Genomic DNA, 17,179 nt, shown 5'->3' with positions numbered 1-17,179 from the left:
TGTGGAGGTAGAATATGCTTAAAAAGTTTGCAACATTAGGTTTAACTGTCGGACTAGCTGCTGGAATTCTAAGTGGGTGTGGAGATTCTGGAGAAGCTGAAGGATCAAGTAGCTACAAACCAGAGGAATTAACTGTCCAGTTCGTGCCATCCCAAAACGCAGATACATTGGAAGCAAAAGCAAAGCCACTGGAGGAGTTGCTTTCCGAAAGATTGGATATCCCAGTAGAGGTTAGTGTTTCAACCAACTACAATACAATCATTGAAGCAATGGACTCTAAAAAAGTTGATGTGGGCTTCTTACCACCAACAGCTTACGTACTTGCAAAAGATAAAGGTGCCGCAGAGGTAATGCTCCAGGCACAACGCTACGGAGTAGAAGACGAAACGGGACAACCAACAGATGAGCTTGTTGATTTCTATAAATCTATCTTTGTTGTAAAAAAGGATTCTGGTATTGAAAGTCTTGAAGATTTAAAAGGAAAGAAAATTGCCTTCCAGGATGTTACATCATCAGCAGGCTATGTATGGCCGGCCGCATCATTGATGGATGCTGGGTTGGATCCACTTGAAGATGTAGAGGGAATTACAGTAAAAGGGCATGACCAAGGAATTATCTCCGTATTAAACGGTGACGTAGACGCAGCTGTTGTATTCCAAGATGCACGTAATACCGTTGCTGGCGATTATCCTGAAGTATTTGATGAAACCGAGATTATTGAATTCACGGAAGGCATTCCAAACGACACTGTTGCTGTAAGATCTGATATGGACCAAGAATGGGTTGATAAGATCACCGAAGCATTTATTGACATTGGGAAAGACGAAGAAGGACATGAAATTATTAAAGAGATTTATACACATGAAGGTTATGTAGAATCAGAAGATAGCAATTTCGATATCGTTCGCGATTACGCAGAAAAGGTAAAAACAGAGTAGAGTATTTATCACCCAAAACACTTATATATTTAAAACGTAGCCAGGCGATCCTTCGTCCTGGCTACCTATTTCTAAAGAAAGTTGGTTTTAACATGATAGAGTTTCAAAATGTATCCAAAACATATCCTAATGGCACAAAAGGATTGAAGGATATTAATGTTACCATCAATCCGGGAGAGTTTGTCGTTATTGTTGGTTTGTCTGGGGCAGGTAAATCCACGTTTTTACGCTCCATCAACAGATTGCATGAAGTTACAGAAGGTGAAATCTTTGTTGGAGGGACTTCTATTACGAAAGCAAACGGGAAGCAATTAAGGAGAATGCGTCGTGACATCGGCATGATTTTCCAACAGTTTAACCTAGTAAAACGAACAACGGTTATAAATAACGTTCTGTCTGGACGTGTTGGCTATCATTCTACCTTCCGTACCATGCTTGGTATTTATCCAAAGGCCGATACGGAGCTTGCCTTACAATCTCTTGAACGCGTGAACCTTGTAGAGAAAGCTTATACTAGGTCTGACCAGCTTTCTGGGGGACAGCAACAGCGCGTTTCCATCGCCCGCACACTTGCCCAGGAGGCAAAAGTGATTTTGGCTGATGAACCAGTTGCTTCTCTTGATCCATTGACTACAACACAAGTAATGGATGATTTGAAGAAAATCAATCAAGAGCTTGGTATTACCACAATAGTAAACTTACACTTCATCGATATTGCACGACAGTATGCCACCAGAATTATCGGCCTAAATGCCGGCGAAATTGTTTTTGACGGACCTGTTGAGGAAGCCACAGATCAAAAGCTTGCAGAAATTTATGGTCAAAAGTTAGAAACCACCGAAGAAGAAGCAAAAGAGGTGCCTTATGTCGCAACTAGCTGAACCTTTACGTCCGACACCACCAAGAAAACTAAAGCTTTATTTCACCATTTCCCTATTGGCACTTTTTCTTTTTGCAAGTGCCTACCAAACGGATAGCACTTTTTCAGAGTTATTAACAGGCTTACCAAATATGACGGAGCTCCTTGTGGATATGGTACCACCAAACTGGGCCTATGTTGATAACATCACACCAGCAATGCTGGAGACAATTCGTATGGCCGTAGTAGGAACAACCATTGGAGCAGTATTAGCAATCCCTATTGCACTTTTCTCTGCAAGTAACGTGTTCAAAAGCTCTTGGATTTGGTACCCAGTTCGATTTGTGCTTAACCTTGTGCGTACGATTCCTGAGCTTTTACTTGCTGCAATTTTTGTAGCCATTTTTGGTCTAGGGCCATTGCCCGGAATTTTTGCATTGGGGATTTTTTCCGTGGGGATTATCGCCAAACTGACGTATGAATCAATTGAAGCAATTGATAAAGGACCATTAGAATCTATGACAGCTGTTGGGGCAAATAAACTGCAATGGATCCGCTGTGCGGTTATCCCACAGGTTTCCGCCCATTTTATTACATACGTACTATATACATTCGAAGTTAACATACGTGCCGCAGCAATTCTCGGCCTCGTTGGTGCCGGAGGAATTGGCCTTTACTACGACCGCACGCTTGGTTTCTTGGAATACGATAAGGTAAGTACGATTATTCTCTTCACGCTAGTCGTCGTGCTTATCATTGATTACTTTAGTGGAAAGCTTAGGGAGAAATTGCTATGATTCGACCACAAAAACCTAAGAAAAAAATTGGACTATATATGTTAATCTATGGATCGCTTTTGCTACTTTACATATGGGCATTTTCCGGTGTTCCCATGGATGGCTTTAAAGATACCGCCGGCCAAATTTCAAAAGCTATTTTTAGTGGGATTTTTTCACCAGACTGGAATTATGTTTACTTGCCTGAAGGAGAGGACCTGCTCCGTGGGCTGCTCGATACCCTAGCCATTGCGGTGTTAGGGACATTTATCTCTGCTATATTATGTATTCCATTCGCCTTTTGGGCATCAAAGAATATGAATCGAGCAAGATTTACAACAGGTACTGGGAAATTTATGCTTAGTTTTATCCGTACTTTTCCAGAGCTAGTAATGGCGCTCCTGTTTATTAAGGCAGTAGGACCAGGCTCATTTGCAGGGGTTTTAGCTTTAGGTCTTCACTCCATCGGAATGCTGGGAAAATTATTTTCTGAGGAAGTTGAAGCAATTGATCCCGGCCCGTCCGAAGCCTTGGCTGCTACAGGTGCGAACAAAATTCAGACGCTACGCCTAGCCGTTCTCCCTCAAGTACTGCCGGGATTCATATCCTATACATTGTACCGATTTGAGATTAACCTCCGTTCGGCAAGCATTCTTGGCATCATCGGGGCTGGTGGAATTGGAACACCATTAATTTTCGCAATGCAGTCGAGAGATTGGGAGCGAGTGGGCATTATTTTACTCGGTATTATCGTGATGGTCGTGCTCATTGATATGATATCAGGATTCTTGCGTAAGCGCGTTGTATAAAGTGAAACTGCAATCAATGGGGGTTTTCCTTCTTCCCCACTGATTGTTAGTTGAACGAATCGGGGTGTTAGCGTCCGTTTACTCCCACTCAAAACTATTGTTTTACTTCATGTTTTGAAGTGGGAGTCTTACGGACGGTTGGCACCGGGATAATTTTAGCATTATGAGGAGCAGTACCGAACGATGGCGCTGCTTTTTTATTGGGGTTAACTCTCAAGTACTTCTAGAAACGCTCTCATAGAAGGAGAGACCCATTTATTTTTATGCATAGCGGTAAATATCCCCACCTGTTCACGTTTGGAGTTGTGTACTTCCTGCAGTTCTCCGCTTTTCATGAAATTTTCCACTGTAAAGGTAGGTAGCATCGCGTTTCCTAGCCCACAAAGTACGCTTTGCTTGATGGCTTCAACACTAGGCAACTCGACTCGTGAAATCATCTCTTTTCCTACTCCCTTTAAATATTCCTCTACTAACGGCCGCCAACTGCATGTATATTCCGTTACAAGCATGGTATCTGGCATTGTTGCAGCATCAGCTGTAACGTGGATAAGTTCATCTTTTTTAATCAGGTTTGTTACTAATTCAGTAGGATTGAAATTTAACGTTTCAACCAAAATCGCTGCATCTATATCCCCTTTCTTTAACTGGCCAGTGAGATTATCATATTGAATAGATTTCATGGTCAGTTCCACAAGTGGATATTTTTCACGAAATCTTTTGATGATCGTAGGAAGCCAGTAGATCATTAATGATTCACTAGCTCCTATAGTCAGCTGTCCAGAAGGCTCTGAGGTGTTTTGAATGGCTTCCTTTGATTTAGCGTAAAGCCTGACGATATTCTCTGCATAGGGAAGGAATTTCTTTCCTGCTTCTGTTAATACCATCTTCCTCCCCAGGCGATCAAAGATAGGTGTCCCTAATTCCTGCTCCAAGTCTTTCATATGTGCCGTAATCGATGATTGCGCATACCCCAATTCATCTGCTGCTTTTTTGTATCCATCCAATTCAACAATCGTGATAAAGGTTATTAACTGTCTAAGCTCCATTTTTTCATTCTCCCCTTCGAACGTTCAAGATTAATGAACTATAATATCAAAAACATCCGTTTTACTGAACTATATAAATACTATATGATGGAATTAGCAATAACACAAGGAGCTGAATATCTATGAAGATTATGACACTGTTGGGTAGTTCACGCAGGGATGGGAATACGGAGTATCTTGTTAATATAGCTGTAGAAGGAATTAAACACACAGAGATCTACTTGCGTGAAAAACAGATTGAACCTATCATAGATCAACGCCATGTACCAGGTGGATTCGATGAGGTAGAGGATGAATATGAAGCGTTGTTCTTTGAATTTCTGGAGCAGGATATTATCATTTTTGTAACACCATTGTACTGGTTTGGGATGTCAGCTCAGATGAAAGCATTCATTGATAGGTGGAGCCAATATATGCAGGACAAACGGATAAATTTTAAAGAAGCAATGAAGGGTAAAAAAATATATGTCATCACAGCAGGAGAAAATCCTCACCCTAGAACAGCTGCTCTTCCTTTAATATTACAGTTTCAAGCAATTTGTGAGTATTTGGGGATGGAGTTTGCCGATTATATTATCGCCAAAGGAAACAAACCAAAAGAAGTAGTACAAGACACCATGGCACTTGCAAAGGCTTCTCTGTGGAATGAAGAGCTAAAGAATACAAAATAAAACGTGTAAAAAACTCTTTCCATGTCTCATAAAGAAACGAAGCAAGAGAGCTCCTACATATTATTCATTATGAACCTCATAGAATCAAGATCAACTCAGACAAAACAGGGAACAGCTATCCGATTGGTATTCGAAAGATATATAGCAAGGTTCCTTTATGTAGTGGTAGCCCCTTAACAGAACATAGCAAAGAAGCGCGCCACGTATTGCAAGATTTAAAAGACCTGGCATTTGATTTAGAAGTGACGATTGACTCCTCTGTTCATGTCTAAATAGATAAAAAAGGCTCCCTAAGTGATTAGGAAGCCTTCTTTAATTAAAAATTAAACGTATCTGGATCGGGACCTACCCGAAGATTTTCATTTAGAGCATTTATGGATTCCATATCTTCTCCTGATAATTTGAAATCAAACACATCACCGTTTGCAATAATTCGGTGCTCCTTCGTGGATTTTGGTATTGTTGCTATTCCACTCTGCAGATCCCAGCGAATAATCACCTGTGCAACAGACTTGCCGTGTTTCACTGCAATCTCTTGAAGCAACGGATGATCTAGAAGTTGGCCTTGCATAAGTGGTGACCATGCCTGTAACTGAATAGCATTTTCTTTACTGTAACGACGCAGCTCTTCTTGAGTTAGTTTCGGGTGGTGTTCGACTTGATTGATCATTGGCTTAATCTCGCTTATTTTAGCCAAATCCTCCAGGTGGTGTACTTGGAAATTACTCACTCCAATGGCCCTAATAAGCCCTTGCTTATACAGATCCTCCAATGCTCGCCACGCTTCCTTGTATTGATCGACGCCAGGCCAATGGATGAGATAAAGGTCAAGATAGTCTAATCCTAGTTTTTCCAATGATTCATGAAAAGCCGAAATGGTCTCGTCATAATTTAGCCCGTCATTCCATACCTTGGAGGTAATGAATAGCTCTTCTCTGCTAATAGCCGTTTCTTGAAGTCCTTCCTGAATGCCCTGGCCAACTCCAGCCTCATTTCCATAAATAGCCGCTGTATCAATTAGACGGTATCCATTCTTTATAGCTGCCTTTACAGCTTGCACAAGCTCTGGCCCTTCTTCTACTTTAAAGACACCTAAACCGAGCCAAGGCAATTCCACACCATTTTGTAATGTCAGCTTACTTTGTAAATTTTCCATTTAAATTCCATCTCCTTTTTTTAACTACACTTCTGTAATGATTCTTCCTTTGCTACATCGTTGTTTTCAAGCTTTCGACTGTAAGCTGTCAGCAATACTGCTCCTGTGACCATTAATCCACCGATCCAACCTGTGTGCAATAGACCAATTGAGTCCGTAATTATTCCACCTAAGAAGGAACCAATTGCGATACCAGCATTAAATGCAGCAATGTTAATCGCTGAAGCTACATCAACCCCACCAGGAACAAATCGCTCTGCAAGCATCACCACATACACTTGAAGTCCTGGCACATTCATAAACGCAAATAACCCCATAAGCATGATGGTGATCAACCCTGCCACTTTGAAAGGTGCAGTGAAGGTTAGAAGAAAAAGGACTACCGCTTGAAATATGAACATAAAGAATAGGGACTTTATCGGGTTTTTGTTGGATAATTTCCCTCCAATCATATTCCCTACAGCTATGGCCACTCCATAAAGGAGAAGTAAAACAGCTACCACTTCACTAGAAAATCCTGTTACCTCCTGAAGCAATGGGGAAAGATAGGTAAAGACCACAAATGTCCCACCATAACCTAAAGCTGTAATGACAAAGACAAGCAGTAGTCGACCATTGGTAATGAGCTTCCATTGATCACCAAACGTTGACTTGGTTCCACGTTTCAAATTGGCTGGAACCAGAATACTATTAGCCACAAATGCTACGATTCCTATTCCTACGATTGTTAAAAAGGCCAATCGCCAACCAAATTGCTGACCAAGAAATGTTCCGATCGGGACTCCTGTAACTGTCGCTACTGTAAGCCCAGTAAACATAATAGAAATCGCACTCGCACGCCGGTCTGGTGTTACAAGACTTGCGGCAATTACCGATCCAATCGACATAAATAAACCATGGGAAAAAGCAGATATCACCCTTGCTACAAGCAGCACGCCAATACTGGTTGCTCCTGCCGCGACACTATTTCCCACAATAAAAATGATCATAATGCCTAACAGCAATGCCTTTCTTGACATAGTGGATGTCAACGCTGTAAGAATTGGAGCACCGAACGTTACGCCAAGTGCATATAAGGAAACCGTTAAACCAGCTGTGGTAACGGATATTTCTAAATCATCCGCAATAAGCGGGAGAAGACCGACACTAATAAATTCTGTCGTTCCAATAGCAAATGCACTAACCGCCAAGGCCATTAATGCGAAAAAGCTTCTTTTCTTATCTAAAGCCATAAAATGACCTCCTGTACTTAAATTTTAAAAAAGATGGTAAATTGTTGCCGGCAAATGATATTATGTAACATACAGGCATAAAAGAAAAGAACGCACTTTAAAGTGCTATAGATACTTTTTTGTAATGTAGGTACTTTTTAGTACCCATAAAAAGGAGGAAAATAATGAAAAAGAAAAAATACAATATATCAGTAGAAGCCACATTGGAGGTTATCGGCGGAAAATGGAAGTGTGTCATTCTATGTCATCTAACACATGGGAAAAAGCGCACGAGTGAACTTAAGCGATTAATGCCAACTATTACGCAAAAAATGTTAACTCAACAGCTCCGCGAACTAGAAGAGGACGGTATTATCAACCGGATCATATACAACCAGGTGCCCCCAAAAGTAGAGTATGAGTTAAGCGAATATGGACGCAGCCTTGAAGTGATCCTTGATTCATTATGTGCATGGGGCGAAACCCACATTACGAAGGTATACGGAGATAAAACTGAAGTACTTGAAGAAAGCATCTTGAATAACTAGAAAAAGCGACCTGGTATAGCTACCAGATCGCTTTTTTGTACTAACTTTATTCTCTTTCCTCCAGATTTATTTCTAACGGGTCCATTTTAATAGGCTGATTCGAACTTAATGTACCAAATGGGACAATTAGGGAGTAATCACCCATAGTTAAAGCAGCATCCACCGGAAAGCTTGATTGAAATTGGAGTGATTCTTTGTTAATCAATTCTGTTTTAACACTCCTGATTTGATGGTTGATCGTTTGATTTGGATCTGTCTCTCCATTATCCCCTGTCTGTATATCATCTGTTTCAATTAGCATAATATAGTTGGCAAAGTTATCGATGATATCCTGGGACAGTTTTTGAGTATCCACATTCCCTAGTGCATAATCAACAACAAGCTGGCCATCTTTTACTTGTGTATTTGTAACACGGATAAAATAACTAAAACGTTCACTTTCAATTTCAAAAGGAAGTGTCTGATCAATTGACGCGGTTGTATCCTGCTCATACTGTCTGATTTCTGGTTGAATGATTAGTTTACTAGCATCTCCTTCTACCTTGCTGCCAAACAATTCACGTATGTTTTTCATTACAGAATCTCCATTCTCTTCGGCCGAAATGGTGTCTGCATGGTGCTTGGATAAACGATTACCGAGGTTATCTGTTACCGTCAATTGAATATTATCATGCTTTCCACTAGCTGGAAGTCCAGTACGATAAGATAACATAGTAGTTGCTTTTCCTTTAACAAGCTTTTCTAATTCCAGCGTGTAATCTCCCCATACAACTTGACCTTCCACATCACTTTCTACCGCGGGGATTTGTTCTATTGGAACATCAAATTGCCAATTTCCTTCTTTTCCTAATATGGATGTAAACGTTAATGGTAGACTTTCTATATCGGAAAGATCTGCTTTAGGGTTATAAAATTCCATGGTACCGACATAACCTTCCTCTGTCTCTGTTATTCCTGTAGCCCCACTTGACCACTGGTTTTGTTCATCACCGTTAAATAGATGATAGCTGTAACCTATTTCCGGTCCTTTATTTCCTCCGAGGTTATCTAATGACAGTGCTTTTCCATTTGCCTTAAAAGCCACTCCAATTACATTGCCGTCATAATAAGCATTCAATATTGTGATATCTACTCCCTTGTTAGATGTAGACTCATTTATCTCTGTTACTAGATTTCCCTTCCACAAATTCTCACCAATATTTAATCCATATTTCTCATAGATGGACCCTATAACCGGAACAGCTGCAAGTACATTAGACACAGGAGCAAAAACTAATCCTGCTGCTAAAAAGGAGGCAGCAGCTGTTGAGGATACCGTTGAAATAAGTTTATATTTCTTTTTTCGCTCTTTTCCTTTCTGATCCCTTGCACGTTGTATCCCTTTATCAATTGCTGTATCTGCTTCCATCTTGGGGAAATCAATGTTCTCCATTTCAGTTTGAAAATGCTTCTTGTTCATAGTACCTCGCCCCTTTTAGAATACTTTTAAGCTCAATTCGCGCCCTGCGCAAATAAGTTTTAACCGTGTTTTCTGATTTTCCCATCGTTTCAGCTACCTTTAAAATTGTCATGTCATGAAAATAGAAAAGAATAATTGCTGTTTGGTATTCAGAACTTAGCTTTGTAATTGCTTGAAGTAGGTCAATTCTTTCGTCTAAGTTTTCCGGGTCACTTTCGGCCATATGTACAATGTCCTCGTCTAATATAAGTCGCTTTCTTTTTCGTAATATGTCTAAAGCAGTCCGAATGACAATACTTGTCAGCCACGTTTTGAAATACTCTGGCCGTTTCACTGATCGTAAAGACATATACGCTTTGTATATCGATTCCTGCATTACATCTAATGCATCTTCTCTATTTCGCACATATAGAAAAGCCGTTTTATAGATTCTTTCACTGTCTGCCTTAACTAGCATCTCAAATGCTTTTTCATTACCTTTAATTGCCTTTTTGACAAGTTTTATATCCATTTCCAAGCCCCCTTTCAATCATTAGAGCAAGCAGACCTTCAAAAAGTTTCAATCAATTATTAGACAGAAAAAAAGACTTCCCTTTACGGAAGCCTCTCCTTACTTTCTCTTTTTTTCTAATCGGTATATTCCTTTACGATCACGGAGTGTACAGCCACTTTTTATAAAAATATCTATCATAGCTTGGTTGCTAGTATCCGTGCTGCCCACATAATAGGTTGCGTTCTTCTCTTTAAGAAGGAATAGGGAAGCTAGATGCATAGAAGCTCCTAATCCACGTCCTCTCATTTCTGGGACAACGCCAAAGTAAAACATCCTACCCTCGTCTGTTGTTCCTTCTTCAATATGAGGGATACTTATGCCGCACGTCTCTCCCTCGTAAGTAAAGGAATAACAAAAATCTCGCCAAGCAGGACCCAGCTCGCTTTTTATCGAGTTCATTACTTCCTCTATCGGCTGTTTTTTGTTCTTATTCGCTGAACCGGAACGACATCGCTCATAGAGGCTTGCATAATCTTGATCCGTTAGGCGCCCTTCACTTAAGTTGTTCCAGCGAATGGGAAAAGCGTGTTCTTCTATGTTATCCAACGTTCGTGTATACTCTACGATTGTGGATACCTTTTTAAATCCCTCATCCAACAATACAGCTTCAGAGGTTTCCTCTAAAAGCACTGAAATGAATCCATACTCTTTCGATTTCCATTCCTTAACGAGTTTGTTTAATGAAGTCTCATATAATTCTTTGGATATGCCGTCCTTCTTTAACTGGTCTACAAGCCAATATTTTCCGGGACTTTTAATTGTATGAAAATGCTCCATTCTCAACCCTCATTTCTACTAAGCGAAAAATTAACGGATTGCACTAATTTTATATTTATCGCCTTCTTTTTTTATCTCAAGGGAAAAATAACTTTCTTGCTCTACTTCCGTTCCATCTTCTTCCTCATAGACTTCTTTATACTCAAAATCATAAAGGAAATAAGATGTAGCTTTCGTTACAACCTCATTTTTAACTTCTGTAACAAGTTTTGGTTTAGGACCGGCGAATTGAATAAGCTCACTTTCTTCTTCTAACATTTTCTTCGTAAACAAATCCATTTTCACTTGATCAAACTCTTCTTTCGTCTGTGCACCTAAAAGCTGATCATATTTCTGCTTTAGTCCCTGTGCAATATCCAATAATTCTTGTTCACTATATGTAAAAAAGTCTATGTCGGCTTCCTTAATTTCATTTGTCGGCATACCCTGATCAGCTACTCGTTTACGGTTTTCCGCCAGTCCGTGTTCTCCGGCGCAAGCAACTAAAAAAAGGATAAGCAAGGTGGCACCTGCCAATAAAATATATTTTAACAATGGTACTCTCTCTCCCTTTGTGAATCTGGTTGTTTTTACCTATGCTGATTATACTATATTTATAGGTAAGCGGAAGAGAAAATCTAAAAATTATACATAATATTAATAGAATTCATTTAAATATAATGTCTATGCTGTCTGTATGACTCACTCTCCCAAGAAAGCATTATACATTCCAACGCTTTCTTCTTCTAGCATTTCCCCTTAAGAAATTTTAAAAGTTCGGTACCCTTCTATACTAGTTTTTAGACACTTCATTTATTAATAATTCTTTTTTCGTGCTCCAGTAGCCATTCTTTGCGCCACAAACCGCCCGCATAGCCAGTTAGCTTTCCGCTTGTACCAATAATACGGTGACATGGGAATATAATACTGATTTTGTTTTTGCTATTCGCACTTCCCACTGCCCGTACTGCCTTATCACGTTTAATGGATATCGCAATATCTCTGTAGCTACCTGTTTCCCCATAAGGAATCTGTCTTAATGCTTGCCACACTTCTTGTTGGAAAGGCGTACCTTCCAGTTTAAAGGGAAGATTAAACTCCAAACGCTCCTCGTTAAAGTATTCATCCAGCTGTTTATAGCAATCTTTTACCGTCTGAGGAAGGCTGTCCGAATAGGCGTATTCTACCTGCTGTTTCTCTGTATAAGATACTTCATAGATCGCTTCCTCCGTGCCCGTTATTTCAATTACACCTATTGGCGACTTATAATCAACTTTATTCATATAATGACCTCCACAAAAATATCGTTGCGTAAGCTTCCCAACCTGCCCAGCCTCTCGCAAGTTCCGCTATTTCTTCTACAGTTAGCTTCCAACCAAGTTGTTGTTTTAATGCCTGGTGGATGCCGGCGTCTGCAATTGGGAAGGCGTTGGGCATCTGGAAATATTTCATGAGCACATAATCTGCTGTCCAAGCACCAATTCCCCGAATGGAAAGTAACGCTTTTTTCAACTCTGGATAGCTTTTCTCTTCAAGCTCTTGTAATGATAAGGTACCATCTCGCATTTTCTTTGCTATATCTAGTACATACTCCGCTTTTCGGGAAGAAAACTGCAAGTCTCTTACTATTTCGATGTTCACGTCAGCGATAACTGCCGGTTGGGGAAATATCCAGTATGTCTCTCCCTCCCAATCCAGTTTTTCTCCAAAGCGCTCCACAAATCGGCGTTTTAGTGTATACGCAAAACTCAGATTGATTTGTTGACCTGCGATGGCCCAGACAAATGCTTCAAAAAGATCAGGAATCCCTACACTATACGTTTTCACAAGATCCTTTAAATATGGATCCTGCTGTGCTAGTTGATAAAAAGGCTCTACATCACGTTCCAAATCAAACCACTTTGTTACATAATCAGCTACAAAATCCTTGATTGCTTTGTCGAATTTTCCGTTTAAAAACTGAATGTATAGCTTGCCATCCTCTTCGGTAACCGAAAATACAACAACATCCTCCTCCACCCTCAACGCTTTAAAAACGGTTCTCCCTTTAACCAAATGAAGGATCTCTTGATCAGACCTTTTTAAGAAAACGAGCGTTTCATCAAAACGAAAGTGACTTGGACATCCAGCTTCCAGGTACGTTTGCTTATCCTTCCATTGCATCCGTACAGCCTCCCTCCTATTAACTTGCAGTCTTTTCCCTCTCTATTAACTATTCTAACAAAATATTGACGCTTTTACGCCAGGAACTTATTGAATCGTCTGGATACGCTGAAACATTTGAGCTACTCTTTTCGTAATACGTCATGTACCGTTAAAACACATGAGCAACATTCCACCAATTAAGGTGGTGCAACGTAGTAGAAAAAGGAGTGTTACATATGTCGGAAGGTCTTTTATCTCCCAACAAAAAACTTTCCAAGAAAGCAGTAAAAGTCTGGCGGCTTACCGAAAGCCTTTCCAACGTTATTAGTATTATCGTGCTAGCTATACTGTTTTATTTGGATTATTACTTTTCTTGGGTTTACTGGATTAATTGGATTCTTATAGGGTTAGTCGTTATTGGGATTGTTGGCGGCATTTGGGGATATATTAAACCTGGATTATTGTACAAACATTGGAGGTACGATATAAGTGAGGAATTCCTGCAGCTGAAATCCGGTGCTATAAAGGAAGAACACCAGCTTGTACCCATGACAAAGATACAATCTGTCTCAACAAAACAAGGGCCATTATTGCGTAAATATGGGTTATATGCGGTAACCGTCCAAACGATGGGGTCTACCCATACTATCCCGGCACTAGAAAAAGCAGTTGCAACTGAATTGCGAAATACCATTGCCAAGTATGCAAAGGTGGAGGAGATGGAGGAATGAATGAAGCCAAACGACACCATCCCTTGCAAATCGCCTATGATCTCTGGGGGTTTATTAAAAACACCTTTTTTATTATTGTGATCCTGTTTGTTTTTCAAGCAGGTTCAGACTCCTGGCTGGTCAAGTATGGCAGGATCGCATTTCTGGCATTGGTTGCCGGAACAATCATTTATCTCGTGTTTAAATGGATCACAAACAAATATACACTTACACAAACAGCCTTTGTGTTAACTGAGGGGGTTTTTTCAAAGAAAAGAAAAACCGTACCTTATTCCAAAGTGCAGCATGCGAAGCGAGAAACAAAGTTATTCCACCGGATTTTCCGTGTCACTTCCATATCATTTGAAACAAGCTCACAAGGGGATGATAGCTCTGTGACATTCCATGTTGTGACACCTGCTGAGGCAATCCGGTTGGAAAATCAGGTTTCCCAGCGAAACGCGGGGGTGGAAGATGCGGATCAAGCCGTTGTCGACTCCGTGGATGAGACAAAACCAGGTTTAGAAGTTGAATCAGAGGCAGAAACAGGTCGTATTGTTCACTTTAGCCCAACGAAAAAAGAGGTGATAAAGGCCTCCTTTACATCCTTAAGCTTCCTCGCCATTATTCCAATCTTAGGTTCCCAAGTAAATAAGTTTGATGATATTCTTCCTAATGATCAGCAAGCAGAGGGAATGGTAGGATTTATTCTTGATCGGTGGTGGTTAATTGCCCTTACAATTATATTGATTGTTGGTTTATTAATGATCGGCGGGGTAATCTGGACTTTTTTAAAGTATGGCAAATATGAAATCGCTTCTGATAATGAGAAGGTGTATATCACTAAAGGAGTATTGGAAGAGACTGCTTTTTCCATTACGAAGAAAAATGTACAGGCCATCCAAATTCAACAGTCCTTTATGAAGCGGATTCTTGGACTCGCAGAAGTAAAGCTCGTGGTCGCAGGGGCGCTTGGAGATGATGGTGCGGACGTTAATAGCCTTTATCCTTTTTTACCAGTAAAGAAAGCCCAACAACTCGTAGAGGAAATCCTGCCGTCTTATCGACTGACAGATTCGATGGAGTCCCTACCTCGTGAATCGTTTTGGTTCCGCATGCTACGCCCAAGTTGGTTTTGGATCACTGCTACTGGGGTGCTTTTTTTCTGGAAGCCTGACCTTTTTGGTCTTTCTGAATATTGGTGGGTTTTTTCGCTTATCCTACTAGTACTAATCGTTATGTCACGGATTCTGGATTATAAGCATACAGGCTACACCATAAATGATACATTTATTCAGTTAAAAACAGGTGGCTTCGGAACAAATTTGTTTCTTTCCAAGCGGAGTAGAGTTATAGAGGTTGGTGTCTCACGAAATATCATACAAAAGAAGCTTGGGTTGGCATCACTCGCAACCGTAAACCGCGCCAAGCCAGTGTTACACACTACCATGGATGACGTACCGGAAGAATGGGCTGACGAATTTCTTGCATGGTACCAAGATAGAAATCAAGAAGTTACGTTAAAGTAATCGAACAGCCTCTGATTACAAAAATCCGGGATAAACCTGTTGTATCCTTATAATCCAGGCTGGATAGTGCACTATTTCCCCCAGAACCGAATAATCACTCTGTCTGTAACTTCCAAGCTCATTGACTTTCACTCAAAAATGGTGTAAATTAAGCAATAGACGAACGATAATTATTAGTTCGTAAATAACATTCGGTTTTAGGAGTGTATAAAGTGGAAAACGTATTTGATTATGAAGATATTCAATTAATTCCAGCAAAATGTGTTGTAAACAGTCGCTCAGAGTGTGACACAAGTGTTACACTAGGCGGACATACATTTAAATTACCTGTCGTACCAGCAAATATGCAGACTATTATAGATGAAAAAATTGCCGTACATTTAGCCGAAAAAGGTTACTTTTATGTCATGCACCGCTTTGAACCAGAAACGCGCCTTGGATTTATCCAAGACATGCAAAACCGTGGACTAATTGCCTCTATCAGCGTAGGGGTTAAAGATGAAGAGTATAGCTTTGTTGAGCAGTTAGCAAACGAAGAAGTTATTCCAGAATTTATTACGATCGATATCGCTCATGGACATTCTAATGCCGTGATTAATATGATTAAGCATATCAAACAGCATTTACCAAAAAGCTTTGTCATCGCAGGAAATGTAGGAACTCCTGAAGCAGTTAGAGAATTGGAACATGCGGGAGCAGACGCTACCAAGGTCGGAATCGGCCCAGGGAAAGTTTGTATCACAAAAATTAAAACAGGCTTCGGTACAGGTGGCTGGCAGCTCGCAGCATTGCGCTGGTGTGCCAAAGCTGCAACGAAACCAATTATTGCGGATGGCGGGATCCGTACGCATGGAGACATTGCTAAATCCGTACGCTTTGGCGCTACGATGGTGATGATTGGCTCCCTTTTCGCTGGACATGAAGAATCTCCAGGAGAAACAATTGAAAAAGAAGGAAAGCTTTATAAAGAGTACTTTGGTTCTGCCTCTGAATTCCAAAAAGGCGAAAAGAAAAACGTGGAAGGCAAGAAAATGTATGTCGAGCACAAAGGCTCTCTTGACGATACACTAACTGAAATGCAACAGGATCTACAGTCCTCCATTTCTTATGCTGGAGGCAGCACACTGGATTCTATCCGTACTGTTGATTATGTTGTTGTGAAAAACTCGATTTTTAATGGCGATAAAGTTTACTAAATCCCTAAAATATAAGACAAAAAGAGGTGCACATTTGAATGTGCACCTCTTTTTTATGCTGTTTCTATTCGTTTTCTACACCCTAAAAATCATATTTTTTTGTCTCCGTGTCATAATAAGATCCTGGAGGTGTTGATATGCCAAGTGAATCAAAGAAAAAGCGTGCTGGTATGAGTGATGAGCAAGCAGTAAGAGGAAAGTTGTCAAAGCAATTTGACCATGAATTTGCTAACGAGCCACTAACCACAGCAGAAAAGTTGAATAACAAAAAAACGAAGAAAAGACAATAGCTCCTATAAGAAAAAGCCCCTTTGCATTAAGGGGCTTCTGGTATGTACTATAGTTTTTTGCTATACTTTAAAGCTTTTTCACAAATTTGGTTTTTAACTGCATTTCGCCAAGACCATCAATTTTACAATCAATATCGTGATCGCCATCAATTAAACGGATGTTTTTAACTTTGGTTCCTCTTTTTACGACTGAGGATGTACCTTTTACTTTTAAATCCTTGATTACCGTAACGGCATCTCCATCATGAAGCACCGTTCCATTGGCATCCTTGTACACTTTCACTTCATCTTGCTGATCTGCTTCTGCTTCTCCCGTCCACTCATGTGCACACTCTGGACAGACAAATACGTTCCCATCATCATATGTATATTCTGAATGGCATTTTGGACAACTTGGTAGTTCGTTCATAGACTAACACTCCTTTACATAAAGCTAGTTTACCACATCTTCACTGTGGCGTTAGGGATAGATTCAAAACTACTAAGAGCATCTAGCTAAATAAGCCATAAACCTGAACAGATACACT

General features: G+C 40.3%; 20 protein-coding genes. 10 read left to right on the top strand and 10 right to left on the bottom strand.

Annotated features, from left to right (window positions below; all coding sequences use genetic code 11):
• Window positions 1-14 precede the first annotated feature (14 nt).
• The 4 genes from ACTWPF_RS01550 (at window position 15) to phnE (ACTWPF_RS01535) (ending at window position 3,382) form a co-directional block, all read left to right on the top strand.
• Window positions 15-938, top strand: coding sequence for a phosphate/phosphite/phosphonate ABC transporter substrate-binding protein (locus ACTWPF_RS01550; protein WP_443148094.1), 924 nt, complete (start codon window positions 15-17; stop codon window positions 936-938).
• A gap of 92 nt (window positions 939-1,030) precedes the next feature.
• Window positions 1,031-1,819, top strand: coding sequence for a phosphonate ABC transporter ATP-binding protein (phnC, locus tag ACTWPF_RS01545; protein ID WP_036577840.1), 789 nt, complete (start codon window positions 1,031-1,033; stop codon window positions 1,817-1,819).
• Window positions 1,803-2,594, top strand: coding sequence for a phosphonate ABC transporter, permease protein PhnE (gene phnE, locus ACTWPF_RS01540; RefSeq protein ID WP_443148093.1), 792 nt, complete (start codon window positions 1,803-1,805; stop codon window positions 2,592-2,594). The genes phnC and phnE (ACTWPF_RS01540) overlap by 17 nt, the downstream gene beginning before the upstream one ends.
• Entirely contained in the window at window positions 2,591-3,382 is a 792-nt protein-coding gene (gene phnE, locus ACTWPF_RS01535) for a phosphonate ABC transporter, permease protein PhnE (protein ID WP_443148092.1), read from the top strand. Before phnE (ACTWPF_RS01540) ends, phnE (ACTWPF_RS01535) begins: the two co-directional genes overlap by 4 nt.
• Window positions 3,383-3,588: 206 nt before the next feature.
• On the opposite strand, the gene ACTWPF_RS01530 is transcribed toward phnE (ACTWPF_RS01535), so the two are convergent.
• Window positions 3,589-4,428 (bottom strand): LysR family transcriptional regulator, encoded by an 840-nt coding sequence (locus ACTWPF_RS01530; protein ID WP_443148091.1) that lies wholly within the window; start codon window positions 4,426-4,428, stop codon window positions 3,589-3,591.
• A gap of 122 nt (window positions 4,429-4,550) precedes the next feature.
• Here ACTWPF_RS01530 and ACTWPF_RS01525 point away from each other — a divergent pair, with 122 nt between their 5' ends.
• Window positions 4,551-5,099: a flavodoxin family protein gene (locus ACTWPF_RS01525; RefSeq protein WP_443148090.1), complete on the top strand. Its 549-nt coding sequence runs from the start codon at window positions 4,551-4,553 to the stop codon at window positions 5,097-5,099.
• A gap of 316 nt (window positions 5,100-5,415) precedes the next feature.
• Here ACTWPF_RS01525 and ACTWPF_RS01520 read toward each other — a convergent pair whose 3' ends face one another.
• On the bottom strand, window positions 5,416-6,255 hold the full coding sequence (locus ACTWPF_RS01520) for an aldo/keto reductase (RefSeq protein ID WP_443148089.1): 840 nt from the start codon (window positions 6,253-6,255) through the stop codon (window positions 5,416-5,418).
• Window positions 6,256-6,275: 20 nt separating this feature from the next.
• Entirely contained in the window at window positions 6,276-7,487 is a 1,212-nt protein-coding gene (locus ACTWPF_RS01515) for an MFS transporter (protein WP_161464994.1), read from the bottom strand.
• 164 nt (window positions 7,488-7,651) lie between these two features.
• On the opposite strand from ACTWPF_RS01515, the gene ACTWPF_RS01510 reads away from it, so the two are divergent.
• Window positions 7,652-8,014: a winged helix-turn-helix transcriptional regulator gene (locus ACTWPF_RS01510; RefSeq protein ID WP_106898262.1), complete on the top strand. Its 363-nt coding sequence runs from the start codon at window positions 7,652-7,654 to the stop codon at window positions 8,012-8,014.
• A 46-nt stretch (window positions 8,015-8,060) separates the two neighbouring features.
• On the opposite strand, the gene ACTWPF_RS01505 is transcribed toward ACTWPF_RS01510, so the two are convergent.
• From ACTWPF_RS01505 to ACTWPF_RS01480, 6 genes are all read right to left on the bottom strand, one after another.
• The gene (locus ACTWPF_RS01505) at window positions 8,061-9,473 is read right to left on the bottom strand and encodes a DUF4179 domain-containing protein (RefSeq protein WP_443148088.1); all 1,413 of its coding nucleotides are present in this window, start codon (window positions 9,471-9,473) and stop codon (window positions 8,061-8,063) included.
• Window positions 9,448-9,984, bottom strand: coding sequence for a sigma-70 family RNA polymerase sigma factor (locus tag ACTWPF_RS01500; protein ID WP_106898264.1), 537 nt, complete (start codon window positions 9,982-9,984; stop codon window positions 9,448-9,450). The genes ACTWPF_RS01505 and ACTWPF_RS01500 overlap by 26 nt, the downstream gene beginning before the upstream one ends.
• A 99-nt stretch (window positions 9,985-10,083) precedes the next feature.
• Window positions 10,084-10,803 (bottom strand): GNAT family N-acetyltransferase, encoded by a 720-nt coding sequence (locus ACTWPF_RS01495; protein WP_106898265.1) that lies wholly within the window; start codon window positions 10,801-10,803, stop codon window positions 10,084-10,086.
• A gap of 30 nt (window positions 10,804-10,833) precedes the next feature.
• Complete coding sequence (locus ACTWPF_RS01490) at window positions 10,834-11,337, bottom strand: hypothetical protein (RefSeq protein WP_443148087.1); 504 nt, start codon at window positions 11,335-11,337, stop codon at window positions 10,834-10,836.
• Window positions 11,338-11,591: 254 nt separating this feature from the next.
• Entirely contained in the window at window positions 11,592-12,065 is a 474-nt protein-coding gene (locus tag ACTWPF_RS01485) for a methylated-DNA--[protein]-cysteine S-methyltransferase (RefSeq protein ID WP_443148086.1), read from the bottom strand.
• Window positions 12,058-12,945, bottom strand: coding sequence for a DNA-3-methyladenine glycosylase family protein (locus tag ACTWPF_RS01480; RefSeq protein WP_443148085.1), 888 nt, complete (start codon window positions 12,943-12,945; stop codon window positions 12,058-12,060). Before ACTWPF_RS01480 ends, ACTWPF_RS01485 begins: the two co-directional genes overlap by 8 nt.
• 218 nt (window positions 12,946-13,163) lie before the next feature.
• On the opposite strand from ACTWPF_RS01480, the gene ACTWPF_RS01475 reads away from it, so the two are divergent.
• From ACTWPF_RS01475 to sspO, 4 genes are all read left to right on the top strand, one after another.
• Window positions 13,164-13,658, top strand: coding sequence for a PH domain-containing protein (locus ACTWPF_RS01475; protein WP_443148084.1), 495 nt, complete (start codon window positions 13,164-13,166; stop codon window positions 13,656-13,658).
• Window positions 13,655-15,166, top strand: coding sequence for a PH domain-containing protein (locus tag ACTWPF_RS01470; protein WP_443148083.1), 1,512 nt, complete (start codon window positions 13,655-13,657; stop codon window positions 15,164-15,166). The genes ACTWPF_RS01475 and ACTWPF_RS01470 overlap by 4 nt, the downstream gene beginning before the upstream one ends.
• 212 nt (window positions 15,167-15,378) lie before the next feature.
• Window positions 15,379-16,362, top strand: coding sequence for a GMP reductase (guaC, locus tag ACTWPF_RS01465; protein WP_036577856.1), 984 nt, complete (start codon window positions 15,379-15,381; stop codon window positions 16,360-16,362).
• A gap of 137 nt (window positions 16,363-16,499) precedes the next feature.
• Window positions 16,500-16,652 (top strand): small acid-soluble spore protein O, encoded by a 153-nt coding sequence (gene sspO / locus ACTWPF_RS01460; protein WP_036577858.1) that lies wholly within the window; start codon window positions 16,500-16,502, stop codon window positions 16,650-16,652.
• 67 nt (window positions 16,653-16,719) lie between these two features.
• Here sspO and ACTWPF_RS01455 read toward each other — a convergent pair whose 3' ends face one another.
• Window positions 16,720-17,061 carry a zinc ribbon domain-containing protein YjdM gene (locus ACTWPF_RS01455; protein WP_036577860.1) on the bottom strand — a complete coding sequence of 114 codons (342 nt, stop codon included), beginning with the start codon at window positions 17,059-17,061 and terminating at the stop codon, window positions 16,720-16,722.
• Window positions 17,062-17,179 lie beyond the last annotated feature (118 nt).

Origin of the sequence: Oceanobacillus sp. M65, from assembly GCF_052246275.1 — a bacterium.
In the GTDB taxonomy this organism is placed as follows: domain Bacteria; phylum Bacillota; class Bacilli; order Bacillales; family Amphibacillaceae; genus Oceanobacillus_B; species Oceanobacillus_B jordanicus.
This window is presented reverse-complemented; position numbering and strand designations above follow the sequence as displayed.

Bases quoted from the DNA above. Each gene is read 5' to 3' on its own strand.
- ACTWPF_RS01550 (WP_443148094.1), top strand. From the start codon at position 15: ATGCTTAAAAAGTTTGCAACATTAGGTTTAACTGTCGGACTAGCTGCT.
- phnC (WP_036577840.1), top strand. From the start codon at position 1,031: ATGATAGAGTTTCAAAATGTATCCAAAACATATCCTAATGGCACAAAA.
- phnE (WP_443148093.1), top strand. From the start codon at position 1,803: ATGTCGCAACTAGCTGAACCTTTACGTCCGACACCACCAAGAAAACTA.
- phnE (WP_443148092.1), top strand. From the start codon at position 2,591: ATGATTCGACCACAAAAACCTAAGAAAAAAATTGGACTATATATGTTA.
- ACTWPF_RS01530 (WP_443148091.1), bottom strand. From the start codon at position 4,428: ATGGAGCTTAGACAGTTAATAACCTTTATCACGATTGTTGAATTGGAT.
- ACTWPF_RS01525 (WP_443148090.1), top strand. From the start codon at position 4,551: ATGAAGATTATGACACTGTTGGGTAGTTCACGCAGGGATGGGAATACG.
- ACTWPF_RS01520 (WP_443148089.1), bottom strand. From the start codon at position 6,255: ATGGAAAATTTACAAAGTAAGCTGACATTACAAAATGGTGTGGAATTG.
- ACTWPF_RS01515 (WP_161464994.1), bottom strand. From the start codon at position 7,487: ATGGCTTTAGATAAGAAAAGAAGCTTTTTCGCATTAATGGCCTTGGCG.
- ACTWPF_RS01510 (WP_106898262.1), top strand. From the start codon at position 7,652: ATGAAAAAGAAAAAATACAATATATCAGTAGAAGCCACATTGGAGGTT.
- ACTWPF_RS01505 (WP_443148088.1), bottom strand. From the start codon at position 9,473: ATGAACAAGAAGCATTTTCAAACTGAAATGGAGAACATTGATTTCCCC.
- ACTWPF_RS01500 (WP_106898264.1), bottom strand. From the start codon at position 9,984: ATGGATATAAAACTTGTCAAAAAGGCAATTAAAGGTAATGAAAAAGCA.
- ACTWPF_RS01495 (WP_106898265.1), bottom strand. From the start codon at position 10,803: ATGGAGCATTTTCATACAATTAAAAGTCCCGGAAAATATTGGCTTGTA.
- ACTWPF_RS01485 (WP_443148086.1), bottom strand. From the start codon at position 12,065: ATGAATAAAGTTGATTATAAGTCGCCAATAGGTGTAATTGAAATAACG.
- ACTWPF_RS01480 (WP_443148085.1), bottom strand. From the start codon at position 12,945: ATGCAATGGAAGGATAAGCAAACGTACCTGGAAGCTGGATGTCCAAGT.
- ACTWPF_RS01475 (WP_443148084.1), top strand. From the start codon at position 13,164: ATGTCGGAAGGTCTTTTATCTCCCAACAAAAAACTTTCCAAGAAAGCA.
- ACTWPF_RS01470 (WP_443148083.1), top strand. From the start codon at position 13,655: ATGAATGAAGCCAAACGACACCATCCCTTGCAAATCGCCTATGATCTC.
- sspO (WP_036577858.1), top strand. From the start codon at position 16,500: ATGCCAAGTGAATCAAAGAAAAAGCGTGCTGGTATGAGTGATGAGCAA.
- ACTWPF_RS01455 (WP_036577860.1), bottom strand. From the start codon at position 17,061: ATGAACGAACTACCAAGTTGTCCAAAATGCCATTCAGAATATACATAT.